Below are 11,995 nucleotides of genomic sequence, written 5' to 3'. Positions count from 1 at the left end.
TAGGAATAGATTGATACTGTGTCACCTCACGATGACCAAAGTAAGCCATCGCATACAATTCGTTTTTATCATTTAATGGCTTTAACCAAGTCAATCCTGTTTGCGTCTGTTCAATGTCTTTACGCACATCGTAGCTATTATTGGCATCATTGACTTGTTTTGGATTGGCTTTCCATTGGTCACGTGTCAGTCCTTGCGGGTCATCAGCATTAATTTTTAAATAATTGGTAATCCAGTTAATTTTAGACCCATCTTCAAGATTCCACGTGAGTTTGGCATTATTCAAAACCTTATTGGCAGCGCTATGATCACGATAACCATCGGTATCGAAGTATGATGAACTAATCACATAGCTCGGTTGATTGGCTTGTTTTGCACCGCCCTGCAACACAATTCCTGCACGATTTTTATCATGACTTCCCCCCGAATAACTCAGTTCAACAGAATCTTTGCCTTGACCTTCTTTAGTGGTGGTCAACAAAGTACCGCCCGATGAATTACCATATATTGACGAAAAAGGCCCTGTTAAAACCTCAATATGATCCAAACTGCTCAAATCGATATTGGACGTTTGCCCCTGACCATCTGGCATCGTGGCAGGAATACCGTCCACATATAAACGAATACCACGCACACCAAAAGTTGAACGCGCACCAAAACCACGCATGGAAAGTTGTAAATCCTGTGCATAATTCTCACGATTATGCAGTTGCAAGCTTGGAATGCCTTTGACCACTTCTGTCAAATTAACCTGTGAACTTTGATCCTGCTTGGGTGCATCAATGCGAAAAACCGAAGCAGGAGTTTGCAAATAAGTAGTGTCTGTACGAGTTGCTTCTACTTTAATGGTCGGCAATGCAACTGGTTCTGGCACTTCTGCCCAAGCAGCACCACTCATACTGAACCCAGAAAGTAAAAACATGGAAGAATATAATGTATTGAATTGCATGAAGCGCATTCAGTTATCCTTTAATATCAACAATTAGCCCAAAAATATTTGTTATATCATTTAGTTTGTAAATTTTAACATATCGACAAAAAACGATTTTAGCCAATCATTCCAATTTTCAGTATATTAGTTTGGTTATTTCTTGGAGTACTTTGTAGGTTTAACGGCTTAAACTTGGATGATCTTTCCAGCAATAGCGTTCTAGCCAGTCTTTTGCTTCCTCAGCATAATCAACCCCGATTCTTTTTTTCCGTACAATCTCTGGCTGAATTTTTTTATTTTCAATCCACAAACCAGTTTCTACCCCCAACATTTTGCCTTTAAATCGCTCTGTAATACCTAATTGTTTGGTCAATTTTCCAGGGCCTGACAAGCGCTTAAAGTCAGGTTTAGAAACTGAATCTTCAAAAAAAGCGGCTCTGAGCATCACGCCTTCAGGTTCATGTTCTGTCTGCGTGATCAAATTCAGCATGTGATACATCCCATAAATCAGATAAACATAAATATGCCCGCCAGCGCTATACATCACCTCGGTTCGGGCAGTACGTCGTCCATCGTAGTTATGACTGGCTTTATCGCGAATTCCCAAATACGCTTCTGTTTCACTGATGGTACAACGTAGAATTTCACCATTGTCCTGACGTACACAAAGCTGACAGCCGATCAATTGCTCGGCCACTGTCGATGTATCACGTTGAAACCATGTGAATGGTAAAATTTCTGACATCACGCTACCATAAGTAAAGAAAGGGAAATGACACGATATTGACAGATAAAGTGCCTTCTTAAATTTGTCATTGTGCTGATTACCCCCATATTAACATCGTCATGATTTTATCGAGCTGTCAATGCCAGAATTACCTGAAGTTGAAACCACTAAAACCAGTTTATTGCCTTTACTGCAACAGCGCGTCCAAATCGTTGAAGTCAGAGAGTCCAGATTACGTTGGCCAATTCCAGAGGATATTTCTCGCCTGAATGGACAGCGTTTAATTGGTTTACAAAGACGCTCTAAATATATTCTGGCTGAATTTGAACAAGATCAAATGCTGTGGCATTTAGGCATGTCGGGCAGTTTTCGTCTGGCTACAGCTCAGGATGAGTTACGTAAACATGATCATTTGATGATTGGTTTTGAAGATGGTACCCAGTTACGTTATCACGATCCGCGTCGTTTTGGCTGTATTTTATGGCTCAATGAAGAATCTCAAAACAAACTACTGAATCCACTTGGCCCAGAGCCGCTCGGTGACGAGTTTAATGCAGATTATCTTTATCAAAAGCTTAAAAACAAACAAGTCGGCATAAAAATTGCAATGATGGATAATCACGTAGTGGTCGGCGTAGGTAATATTTACGCCACTGAAAGTCTGTTTAACTTAGGCATTCACCCTGCACAGCCAGCCTCTAGTTTAAGTAAAAAGCAGATTGTTCAACTTGTGGATGAAATCAAACGTATTTTGAAATCTGCGATTGATTTAGGGGGATCAACCTTGCGGGATTTCACCAATGCTGTCGGTGAAAATGGCTATTTTCAACAAACTTTACTGGCTTATGGTCGTGCAGGTGAAATGTGTGTTCAGTGTGAAACGCCACTGGAAAATCTTAAACTCGGACAACGTGCCAGTGTATTTTGTCCCCAATGCCAACCTTTAAAACGTATCAAAGTTTAATATTTGTCCTCAACAGATTCAGGAGGCTTGCCCATGCAAACTGCCATTGTTCGTCATATTCTAGTTAAAGACAAAGATCTTGCGGAACAACTTAAAAAGAAAATTTTGTCGGGCGCTGATTTTTCAAAAATCGCCAAACAATATTCCACCTGTAATTCTGCCAAACGTGGCGGTGAACTTGGCGAAGTGAAAAAAGGTCAACTTGTTCCCGTTATTGATAAACTCGTATTTACTGCGGCTGAACGAATTTTACACGGTCCAATCAAAAGCCAATTTGGTTTTCATTTGCTTGAAGTCAAATTTAGAACTGAATTTGCATAAATTGCAGTCGTGAATAAAAGGACGCAAGTCTTAAAAACTTAAGTCCTTTCACTTTCTAGTTGCATTAGCTTTGCATGAGGATTCATTTGATAAGTCCAACTTTCGATCATTTCACCTGTTTCAAACTCCACCATCACCTTGACTCGCTGATATTGAAAACCTTCAAACTCATCAAGCATGGGCCAATGTTCAGCCAGTTTATCGGTACTAAACACTAAACCAGACACTTTAGGTGCATTTTCATCCAATACCAAGGCAGGCAAACCCTGATCGGGTCCCCAGTCTAAAGTATGCACCACGCCATTCACTGAAGCCTTTTGCCATTCTCCGCCAATATTTCCCAGAATATGTGCGTTTTCACGATCTGGACATAAAGTTCCATAAGCAAAAAGTCGGTTCATGTTTGAGTAAATCCTATGATTGGCAGGTATTTTCAGTCGCCATATTTTAAGGACTCTGACAAAAACCTCAAGTCGCTTAAGTGTCAAATTCAGATGAGAAATATCAATCAAAATGCATAAAAAAACGGCATTTAAAAATGCCGTTTTGAGAAAGCCTACAATATTATGATTGTGGATGTTGCTTTAGTTCATCGCGAATTTCACGAAGCAATTGAATTTCTTCAGGAGTTTCTGGTGCTGGTGCTTCCGCTTCATCCTTACGACGCATACGATTAATCAATTTCACCATTAGAAACACGACCCATGCCAAAATCAGGAAGTTAATTAAAATGGTCAGGAAGTTACCATAAGTCAATACGTTTACGCCTGCTTTTTGCAGAGCATCCAATGATTGTAAATTATTCGGATTGGCACCAAGTACAATATACTTTTGCGAAAAATCAACACCACCACCTGTAATCACAGTAATCAACGGCATAATAATGTCTTTGACCAATGAATCTACAATTTTACCGAAAGCACCACCGATGATGACACCGACAGCCAAATCAATCATATTGCCTTTAACAGCAAATTCTTTAAATTCTTGAATAATACTCATCTCAATTTTCTCCACTCGGGAACCGCTATTCCCTTGTTTTTGTTCTAATCACGGCTTAACAATAGTGTTAATGGATGATCGGCTCATGTTTGCTAATTTAATATTTTTCTCAAAAAAAGAAAGCTATTTCACACTTTAACAACATTTTATATGAATAAAAATATGAACTTAAAGGTCTACAGCGATAAAGATCATCTAATAAAAAAACCGCTAAACGAATTTAGCGGTTTACTTACTGATCTTAGATCAAAATCAAATTATTTATCGCGGTTACGTTTACGTTCATTTTCAGTCAAATAACGCTTACGGATACGAATTGACTTAGGTGTTACTTCAACTAACTCATCATCTTCAATGAATTCAAGTGCTTGTTCAAGCGTGTATTCAATTGCAGGAGTTAAAGTTAACGCATCGTCAGTACCAGAGGCACGAACGTTGGTGAGCTGTTTTGCTTTAGTTGGGTTAACCACCATGTCGTCTGAACGTGAGTTGATGCCAACGATCATCCCTTCATACACTTCTAACTGTGGTTTAGCAAACAAACGACCACGGTCTTGCAAGCTGAACAATGCATAGCCCAAGCAAGTCCCTTGAACCATTGAGATCAATACACCGTTTTGACGTTTCGCCACAGTACCTTGTTTCACAGGGCCATAATGCGAAAAGCTTGAAGTCATAATCCCTGTACCAGAAGTCATGGTTAAGAATTCTGAACGGAAACCAATCAGACCACGTGAAGGAACAGTCGCTTCAATACGGATACGGCCTTTACCGTCGACTTCCATATTGGTCATTTCACCTTTACGGTGACCCATTTGTTCCATCACCGCACCTTGATGTTGTTCTTCAACATCAAAAGTCACGTTTTCGTATGGCTCTTGTTTTTCACCATCCACTTCTTTGATGATCACTTGTGGACGTGAAACGCCCATTTCAAAGCCTTCACGACGCATGTTTTCAATCAAAACAGAAAGGTGAAGTTCACCACGGCCAGAAACTTTGAAACGGTCTGGACTGTCTGTATCTTCTACACGAAGTGCTACGTTATGGATCAATTCGCGATCAAGACGTTCACGGATATTACGTGAAGTGACAAATTTACCTTCTTTACCTGCAAACGGTGAGTTGTTGACTTGGAATGTCATCGATACCGTTGGTTCATCTACAGATAATGGAGGTAATGCTTCAACATTTTTCGGATCACAAATAGTGTCAGAAATGTTTAATGCATCGATACCTGTAATACATACGATGTCGCCTGCAGATGCTTCTTCAACATCAATACGCTCTAAACCGTGGTAACCCATGATTTTTAAGATACGACCATTACGTGTCTTACCTTCTTTATCAATCACAGTCACAGGAGTATTGGTTTTAACTGAACCACGTTGAATACGACCAACACCGATCACGCCAACGAAGCTGTTATAGTCAAGCGATGAAATTTGCATCTGGAAAGGACCATCAGCATCAACTGCTGGTGGCTCAACGATATCAACAATCGTTTCAAACAACGGAGTCATGTCTTCAGCCAATTCTTCTGGCGCTGGACCTGCAACACCACGTAAACCTGAAGCATAAACGATTGGGAAATCTAACTGTTCGTCAGTTGCACCCAAGTTATCAAATAAATCAAATACTTGATCGATCACCCAGTCTGGACGTGCGCTTGGCTTGTCGACTTTGTTAATGATCACGATTGGCTTCAAACCACGCGCAAACGCTTTTTGCGTTACGAAACGAGTTTGCGGCATTGGGCCTTCTTGAGCATCAACCAATAGTAATACGCAGTCCACCATAGACAATACACGTTCTACTTCACCACCAAAGTCGGCGTGTCCCGGGGTATCTACGATATTGATACGGTAAGTAATATCAGTACGTTTATCTAACCAAGTGATCGAAGTATTCTTTGCAAGAATAGTAATACCACGTTCGCTTTCAAGCGCATTCGAGTCCATGACACGCTCAATCTCGCCTGCACGATCACCCAAAGCACCTGATTGTTGTAGAAGTTTATCGACAAGCGTGGTTTTACCATGGTCGACGTGTGCAATAATTGCAATATTGCGGAGATTTTTGATATCTGACATGAAAATTCGATAAGCCTAAAACTTGAGGGCAAATTATACAGAAAAATCCTACATAAAAGTAGTGACAGTTTATTGACATGCCCGTGTTTTTTTCATGTCTTCGTCGTTTTTTCTTGGGTAAAGGCAATTATCTCGATTAGAATAGCGCCACTTTGAAGCTTAAGATTTAATCTCTCATGTCTGATTTACAAGACGCTGCGCCAAAATCAGGTGAAAAACTTGATCTGATTTATGGGTTAAATGACCGTCCTGCCCCTTTTGTTGCATTTCTTGCTGCACTACAACATCTTTTAGCAATTATTGTACCTATTGTTACGCCAGGACTTTTGATTTGTCTGGCACTGGGGGTTTCCCACGAAGAAACCAACATGATTTTGTCCATGTCATTGGTCATTTCAGGGATTGCGACTTTTTTACAATGCAAGAAGGTCGGACCTTTTGGTGCTGGCTTGCTGATCGTCCAAGGGACAAGTTTTAACTTTATTGGCCCGATTATTGGTATTGGTAGTGCAATGGTCGCCGCAGGAACGCCTGTCAATCAAGTGATGGCAGCAATTTTTGGGGTGGTGATTGCAGGATCATTCATTGAAATGGGCGTATCCCGTATTCTGCCGTGGGTGAAAAAGCTGATCACGCCACTGGTCACAGGAATCGTAGTACTGATGATTGGTTTAACCTTGATTAAAGAAGGTCTCATCAGTATGGGCGGTGGTTATCAGGCCATGCAAAATCAAACCTTTGCCAGCCAAGATAATTTGATCATGTCTTGTACAGTGCTTGCGATTATCATCCTACTCAATCGTATTCAGGTCATCTGGATTAAAAGTTCTGCCATTTTGATTGCGCTGATTGTGGGTTATGTTCTGGCAGGCTTCATGGGACATCTGGATTTTTCAGGTTTACACGAAACACCTATCATACAGATTCCAACGCCAATGCACTTTGGTTTAAGCTTTTCTTGGAGCTTATTCATCCCTATGGCGTTTATTTATCTGGTGACGTCTTTGGAAGCGATTGGTGATATTACTGCAACCAGTAAACTCTCCAATGAACCTGTCAATGGTCCAAAATGGATGGAACGGATTAAAGGTGGCGTACTGGTGAATGGTGCAAACTCTTTACTTGCAGGTTTATTTAATACTTTTCCAAGTTCGGTGTTTGCACAGAATAATGGTGTGATCCAACTCACAGGAGTGGCCAGTCGCTATGTCGGTATCTGGATTGCGATTTTATTGATCCTACTTGGATTGTTTCCAATGGTTTCTGGCGTAATTCAAGCGGTACCGCAAGCGGTATTAGGCGGTGCAGTGATGGTCATGTTTGGCGCTGTAGCTGCATCAGGGATTAATATTTTATCCAGTATTCATCTGGATCGTCGTGCACTGTTGATTATTGCGATTTCATTGGCTTTAGGACTCGGTGTTGCACAAGTTCCGCAAATCCTTGAGCATTTACCTGAACTGTTTAAAAATATCTTTAGTTCAGGCGTCGCCACAGGTGGTATTGCTGCTTTAATCTTAAATATCGTATTGCCTGAACATCAACATCCTGAAGATCAAGATCAGAGAAATCAAGATTAAATCGGGCAATTAAGAAGAATTTGCCCAGTTTGACTGGGCTTTCTTATTCATGAGAGTTAAATATGATGGATCCACGTAGTGAAGTCGTACTGCGCCAACAACAGTTTTTATCAGGCAAGGTATTGCTCATCAATGCACCTGCGGATGAACTTGCCCGCGAATTGCCCAACGATTTAAATATTTCGATCTGGACATGGAACTTTGCTGATCATCAATATTTCGAGCAGCAGCAGTTTGCTACGCATTTTTCAGTTGAATTTCCACAGAAAGATATCGATCAAGTCATCATCTTTGTACCAAAATCGAAAGAGTTACTCAGCTATATTTTGCATGTTGTCGCGAGTCATCTTAAGCAAGGTCAATCCATCTTTTTGGTGGGTGAAAAAAAAGGTGGTGTAGAACGTGCGGCTAAACAATTACAAGTCTTAGGTAAAAATCTTAAACTCGATAGCGCACGTCACTGTCAGCTTTGGCAATGTATTTTGCACAAAACTGAAACCTTAAAACCACTAGAAAATTGGGTAAAAACCTACAGCATTGAAGTCAATCAAACTCAACTTCATATTTGTGCACTCCCTGGGGTATTTAGCCAAAATCATTTGGATGTCGGCACAGGCATTCTTTTACCTTATCTAAATAATATAAAATCGGGTAAACTTGCCGACTTTGGCTGTGGTGCAGGTGTCATTAGTGCGTATCTGGCAAAATTAAATTGTAACAACGAAATTTATGCGCTGGATGTCGATGCATTTGCACTACGTTCTACTGAAATGACATTTCATCGGAATGGACTTCATTTAGAACAGCTTCATATTCAAGCCGTTACTGGGATTCATGATGCACCACTTGAACTAGACGCAATTGTCAGCAATCCGCCTTTTCATCAAGGAATTCATACGGATTATGCTGCAAGTGAGGGTCTATGCAAACAAGCCAAACGACATTTAACTGTCAATGGTGAATTATGGATAGTGGCAAATCGTTTTTTAAATTATCCACTTTTGATTGAGCAACAATTTGGTCGCTGCAATACCCTTGCCGATCAACAAGGATTCAAAGTGCTTTATGCCCATGTGTCCCAATGACTAAGGAATTTTCATGAGTGAAAAGATTCAACCTGAAAAGCTTCAGCGTAAGCTCGGTGCTCGTCATTTAAATATGATCGCCATTGGCGGTTCGATTGGTACTGGTTTATTTCTGGCTTCAGGTTCAACCATCGCCAATGCAGGGCCGGGTGGCGCATTATTGGCCTATGCACTGATTGGCGTCATGATTTATTTTCTAATGACCAGTTTGGGTGAGCTCGCCACCCACAATCCCACTTCAGGCGCTTTTTTTACCTATGGTAGTCGCTATGTCGAGGATAGCTTTGGCTTTGCTTTGGGCTGGAACTATTGGTACAACTGGGCCATTACCGTGGCTTTTGAACTGGTTGCGGTTCAGTTGATTATGAAATTCTGGTTTCCAGATTTACCCGGCTTTTACTGGAGTGCGATTTTTCTGGTCGTCATTTTTGCCATCAATGCCATGACCGTCAAAGGTTTTGGTGAAAGTGAATTCTGGTTTTCAATGGTCAAGGTCGTTGCGATTGTCGCCTTTATCATTATTGGTTTCTCCATGATCATCAAAATCATGATGACACCGGGAGTAGCGACTTTTGGTAACTGGACCTATAAAGACGCGCCTTTTGTTGGTGGATTACAAGCCATGATTGGTGTGGCTATGATCGCAGGGTTCTCTTTTCAGGGCACTGAAATGGTCGGCGTTGCCGCAGGTGAATCTAAGGATCCAAAGAAAACAATTCCTCTCGCAATTAAGCAGATTTTCTGGCGGATTCTACTGTTTTATATCGTGTGTATTTTTATCATTGGAACACTGATTTCCTATGATGATCCGCGCCTGTTACAAGCAGCTTCTAGTGGTGATATTGCACTTTCGCCATTTACTTTGCTCTATGAAAAAGTCGGTTTTGCCTTTGCTGCAAGTTTGATGAATGCCGTGATTTTAACCGCGATTTTATCGGCAGGAAATTCAGGCATGTATTCTTCAACCCGTATGCTGTTCGACATGGCACGTGAAGGTCGTGCGCCCAAATGGTTCTCAAAACTGGATAAACGTGGCGTACCAATGCATGCACTTTATGCCACGACAGCCGTTGCTGCACTGTGCTTCCTGACTACTTTTATTGGGGAACAGGCTGTTTTTAACTGGCTGCTCAATATGTCAGGCATGTGTGGCTTTATTGTCTGGCTCGGGATTGCGATTTCACACTATCGCTTCCGTAAAGGCTATCTGGCTCAGGGTCATAGACTTGAAGATCTGGCATATCGAGCCAAATTCTTTCCATTTGCCCCGTGGTTTGCCTTTATTTTGTGTTCGATCATTATTTTGGGACAAAACTATCAAGCGATTTTAGGTGGAAAAATTGACTGGATGGGTTTACTTTCCACCTATATCAGTATTCCCCTGTTTTTGGTGATCTGGCTGGGTTATAAATGGAAACATAAAACCAAATTGGTGTCTTATCAAGAGATGAATATCCAACCCGATCAAGATTAATGCGTGTTTTAGCTTACAGTAGCATCATTCAATTTCTTCAGTTTTGAAAAGCTTGACTTTTCAAAACAAAGGATTATGATTGCGACCAAGATTCAACCATTGGCGCAGTCAGCATCAAAACTGCCAATTTATAGGAGTAACAACATGCCAGCTTTACAGGATAAACATTACTAATCATTGGCACGTTGTCATCTCACGGACAAGGGTCAAAGATCACTTGTCCGAATGCACAAGATCTAGCATTCGCTAGGTTTTTTTATGCCTGTTCGGACAGCTATTAAAATAATGATACGGACAGCTTATTATGAGCATACAAAAAATTTTAAATGCAGATGCCGCTTATGGGGTTCCTGTAAAGATCTTTACGAACGATATCGATCAAGACAGTATTGAACAACTCACTAAAATGGCGCAATTGCAATTTATTCATTCCCACATAGCAGTCATGCCAGATGTGCATGTCGGGAAAGGAGCCACCGTTGGCAGTGTCATTCCGACCAAACATGCGATTATACCCGCTGCGGTCGGCGTAGATATTGGCTGTGGAATGAATGCGATACGTTTAAACCTTAAAAGCAGTCAACTTCCAGACAATCTTTCAAGCTTACGTCATGCGATTGAAAGAAAAGTTCCTGTAGGTTTTGATTTACACAAACAAGTGAAAGCCAAAGCTTCAACGCTCACCCCGCTGGATAAACGGCTCCAACCGATTATCAGCAAACATCCTGGTTTGGTTCGAATGCTGCGAAAGTTTGATATGACTTGGCAAAAACAACTCGGGACTTTAGGTGGCGGCAACCACTTTATTGAACTTTGTCTGGATGAAAATCAGGACGTCTGGATCATGTTACATTCAGGGAGTCGTGGTTTAGGCAATGTCATTGGTACTTATTTTATCGAACTGGCAAAAAAAGAAGCCCAACACCGCTTTGGTCATGTTCCTGACAAAGACTTGAGCTACTTTGCCGAAGGCTCGACAAGCTTTGACGATTATGTTGAAGCGGTTGAGTGGGCGCAGGCGTATGCCTATGAAAACCGTCGTGAGATGATGCGGTTAATTTTAGAGGCGATTCGCCCACTATTACCTTCATTTCAGTTGACCAAAGAAGCGATTAATTGCCACCATAATTATGTCAGTCAGGAACAACATGATGGCGAAAATTTATTAATTACACGAAAGGGTGCCATCCGAGCTGGTAAAGATGAGCTTGGAATCATTCCAGGTTCGATGGGTGCGCGTTCTTATATTGTACGTGGCAAAGGTCATCCCGACTCCTTTTGCTCTTGCTCACATGGTGCAGGACGTAAAATGAGCCGTAACAAAGCCAAGCATCTGTTTAATCAACAAGACTTGATTCAGCAAACGCAAGGCATTGAATGCCGTAAAGATGCTGGTGTGATTGACGAAATTCCCTCAGCGTATAAAGACATTGATCAAGTCATGGCTCAGCAGTCAGATTTGATAGAAGTCGTACATACGCTTAAACAAGTCCTTTGTATTAAAGGATAATTTAACTCGGAGCTTAACCATGAAACTAGGCAAACGATCCAAAGTCAAAGTGAGAAATCAGGTGGCTTTATCGCCTTTGTTACATAAAGGCGGAATGCATGAAACTGAAAAACCCAAAGCACAACATCGACGTGAACGTCAGCAAACCAAACAATTGCTAAAGTCTAAAAGATGGTGTGAATAATTTTAATCTAGCGATCTATAAGGAGCAGCGCATGAAAAACTGTAGATATTTTTGTGAATATTTCAATCTAAGTCACCACGATAAAACAAACCCCAGTGATTTCAACTGGGGTTTGCCATTTTAG

At 41.1% G+C, this 11,995-nt stretch carries 12 protein-coding genes; 7 read left to right on the top strand and 5 right to left on the bottom strand.

Annotated features, from left to right (window positions below):
• Nucleotides 1–958: TonB-dependent receptor plug domain-containing protein (locus JR005_RS14715; protein WP_228731662.1), on the bottom strand; the 958-nt coding region annotated here is incomplete at its 3' end.
• 151 nt (nt 959–1,109) lie between these two features.
• Nucleotides 1,110–1,676, bottom strand: coding sequence for a DNA-3-methyladenine glycosylase (locus JR005_RS07555; protein WP_004992503.1), 567 nt, complete (start codon nt 1,674–1,676; stop codon nt 1,110–1,112).
• 121 nt (nt 1,677–1,797) lie between these two features.
• Here JR005_RS07555 and mutM point away from each other — a divergent pair, with 121 nt between their 5' ends.
• Together mutM and JR005_RS07545 are read left to right on the top strand one after the other, a co-directional pair.
• Nucleotides 1,798–2,622, top strand: a complete 825-nt coding sequence (gene mutM, locus JR005_RS07550; protein WP_004992502.1) for a bifunctional DNA-formamidopyrimidine glycosylase/DNA-(apurinic or apyrimidinic site) lyase — start codon at nt 1,798–1,800, stop codon at nt 2,620–2,622.
• 33 nt (nt 2,623–2,655) lie between these two features.
• On the top strand, nt 2,656–2,943 hold the full coding sequence (locus JR005_RS07545) for a peptidylprolyl isomerase (RefSeq protein WP_004992500.1): 288 nt from the start codon (nt 2,656–2,658) through the stop codon (nt 2,941–2,943).
• Between the two features lie 38 nt (nt 2,944–2,981).
• On the opposite strand, the gene JR005_RS07540 is transcribed toward JR005_RS07545, so the two are convergent.
• The 3 genes from JR005_RS07540 to typA all read right to left on the bottom strand — a co-directional run bounded on the left by JR005_RS07540 (nt 2,982) and on the right by typA (nt 6,038).
• Nucleotides 2,982–3,344 (bottom strand): gamma-glutamylcyclotransferase family protein, encoded by a 363-nt coding sequence (locus JR005_RS07540; protein ID WP_044434729.1) that lies wholly within the window; start codon nt 3,342–3,344, stop codon nt 2,982–2,984.
• Nucleotides 3,345–3,507: 163 nt separating this feature from the next.
• Nucleotides 3,508–3,945: a large conductance mechanosensitive channel protein MscL gene (mscL, locus tag JR005_RS07535; RefSeq protein ID WP_004992495.1), complete on the bottom strand. Its 438-nt coding sequence runs from the start codon at nt 3,943–3,945 to the stop codon at nt 3,508–3,510.
• 257 nt (nt 3,946–4,202) lie between these two features.
• On the bottom strand, nt 4,203–6,038 hold the full coding sequence (gene typA / locus JR005_RS07530) for a translational GTPase TypA (protein WP_004992487.1): 1,836 nt from the start codon (nt 6,036–6,038) through the stop codon (nt 4,203–4,205).
• Between the two features lie 176 nt (nt 6,039–6,214).
• Here typA and JR005_RS07525 point away from each other — a divergent pair, with 176 nt between their 5' ends.
• The 5 genes from JR005_RS07525 (at nt 6,215) to JR005_RS07505 (ending at nt 11,871) form a co-directional block, all read left to right on the top strand.
• Complete coding sequence (locus tag JR005_RS07525) at nt 6,215–7,618, top strand: uracil-xanthine permease family protein (protein ID WP_004992485.1); 1,404 nt, start codon at nt 6,215–6,217, stop codon at nt 7,616–7,618.
• Nucleotides 7,619–7,683: 65 nt separating this feature from the next.
• Entirely contained in the window at nt 7,684–8,703 is a 1,020-nt protein-coding gene (locus JR005_RS07520; protein WP_010588607.1) for a class I SAM-dependent methyltransferase, read from the top strand.
• Between the two features lie 13 nt (nt 8,704–8,716).
• Complete coding sequence (locus JR005_RS07515) at nt 8,717–10,177, top strand: amino acid permease (protein WP_004994944.1); 1,461 nt, start codon at nt 8,717–8,719, stop codon at nt 10,175–10,177.
• Nucleotides 10,178–10,481: 304 nt separating this feature from the next.
• Entirely contained in the window at nt 10,482–11,687 is a 1,206-nt protein-coding gene (locus JR005_RS07510; RefSeq protein ID WP_004992482.1) for an RtcB family protein, read from the top strand.
• Nucleotides 11,688–11,706: 19 nt separating this feature from the next.
• Nucleotides 11,707–11,871 (top strand): hypothetical protein, encoded by a 165-nt coding sequence (locus JR005_RS07505; protein ID WP_004992481.1) that lies wholly within the window; start codon nt 11,707–11,709, stop codon nt 11,869–11,871.
• The last annotated feature ends 124 nt before the right edge of the window (nt 11,872–11,995 follow it).

Origin of the sequence: Acinetobacter sp. Colony158 (genome assembly GCF_019264745.1) — a bacterium.
Taxonomy (GTDB): domain Bacteria; phylum Pseudomonadota; class Gammaproteobacteria; order Pseudomonadales; family Moraxellaceae; genus Acinetobacter; species Acinetobacter ursingii.
This window is presented reverse-complemented; position numbering and strand designations above follow the sequence as displayed.

Bases quoted from the DNA above. Each gene is read 5' to 3' on its own strand.
- JR005_RS07555 (WP_004992503.1), bottom strand. From the start codon at position 1,676: ATGTCAGAAATTTTACCATTCACATGGTTTCAACGTGATACATCGACA.
- mutM (WP_004992502.1), top strand. From the start codon at position 1,798: ATGCCAGAATTACCTGAAGTTGAAACCACTAAAACCAGTTTATTGCCT.
- JR005_RS07545 (WP_004992500.1), top strand. From the start codon at position 2,656: ATGCAAACTGCCATTGTTCGTCATATTCTAGTTAAAGACAAAGATCTT.
- JR005_RS07540 (WP_044434729.1), bottom strand. From the start codon at position 3,344: ATGAACCGACTTTTTGCTTATGGAACTTTATGTCCAGATCGTGAAAAC.
- mscL (WP_004992495.1), bottom strand. From the start codon at position 3,945: ATGAGTATTATTCAAGAATTTAAAGAATTTGCTGTTAAAGGCAATATG.
- typA (WP_004992487.1), bottom strand. From the start codon at position 6,038: ATGTCAGATATCAAAAATCTCCGCAATATTGCAATTATTGCACACGTC.
- JR005_RS07525 (WP_004992485.1), top strand. From the start codon at position 6,215: ATGTCTGATTTACAAGACGCTGCGCCAAAATCAGGTGAAAAACTTGAT.
- JR005_RS07520 (WP_010588607.1), top strand. From the start codon at position 7,684: ATGGATCCACGTAGTGAAGTCGTACTGCGCCAACAACAGTTTTTATCA.
- JR005_RS07515 (WP_004994944.1), top strand. From the start codon at position 8,717: ATGAGTGAAAAGATTCAACCTGAAAAGCTTCAGCGTAAGCTCGGTGCT.
- JR005_RS07510 (WP_004992482.1), top strand. From the start codon at position 10,482: ATGAGCATACAAAAAATTTTAAATGCAGATGCCGCTTATGGGGTTCCT.
- JR005_RS07505 (WP_004992481.1), top strand. From the start codon at position 11,707: ATGAAACTAGGCAAACGATCCAAAGTCAAAGTGAGAAATCAGGTGGCT.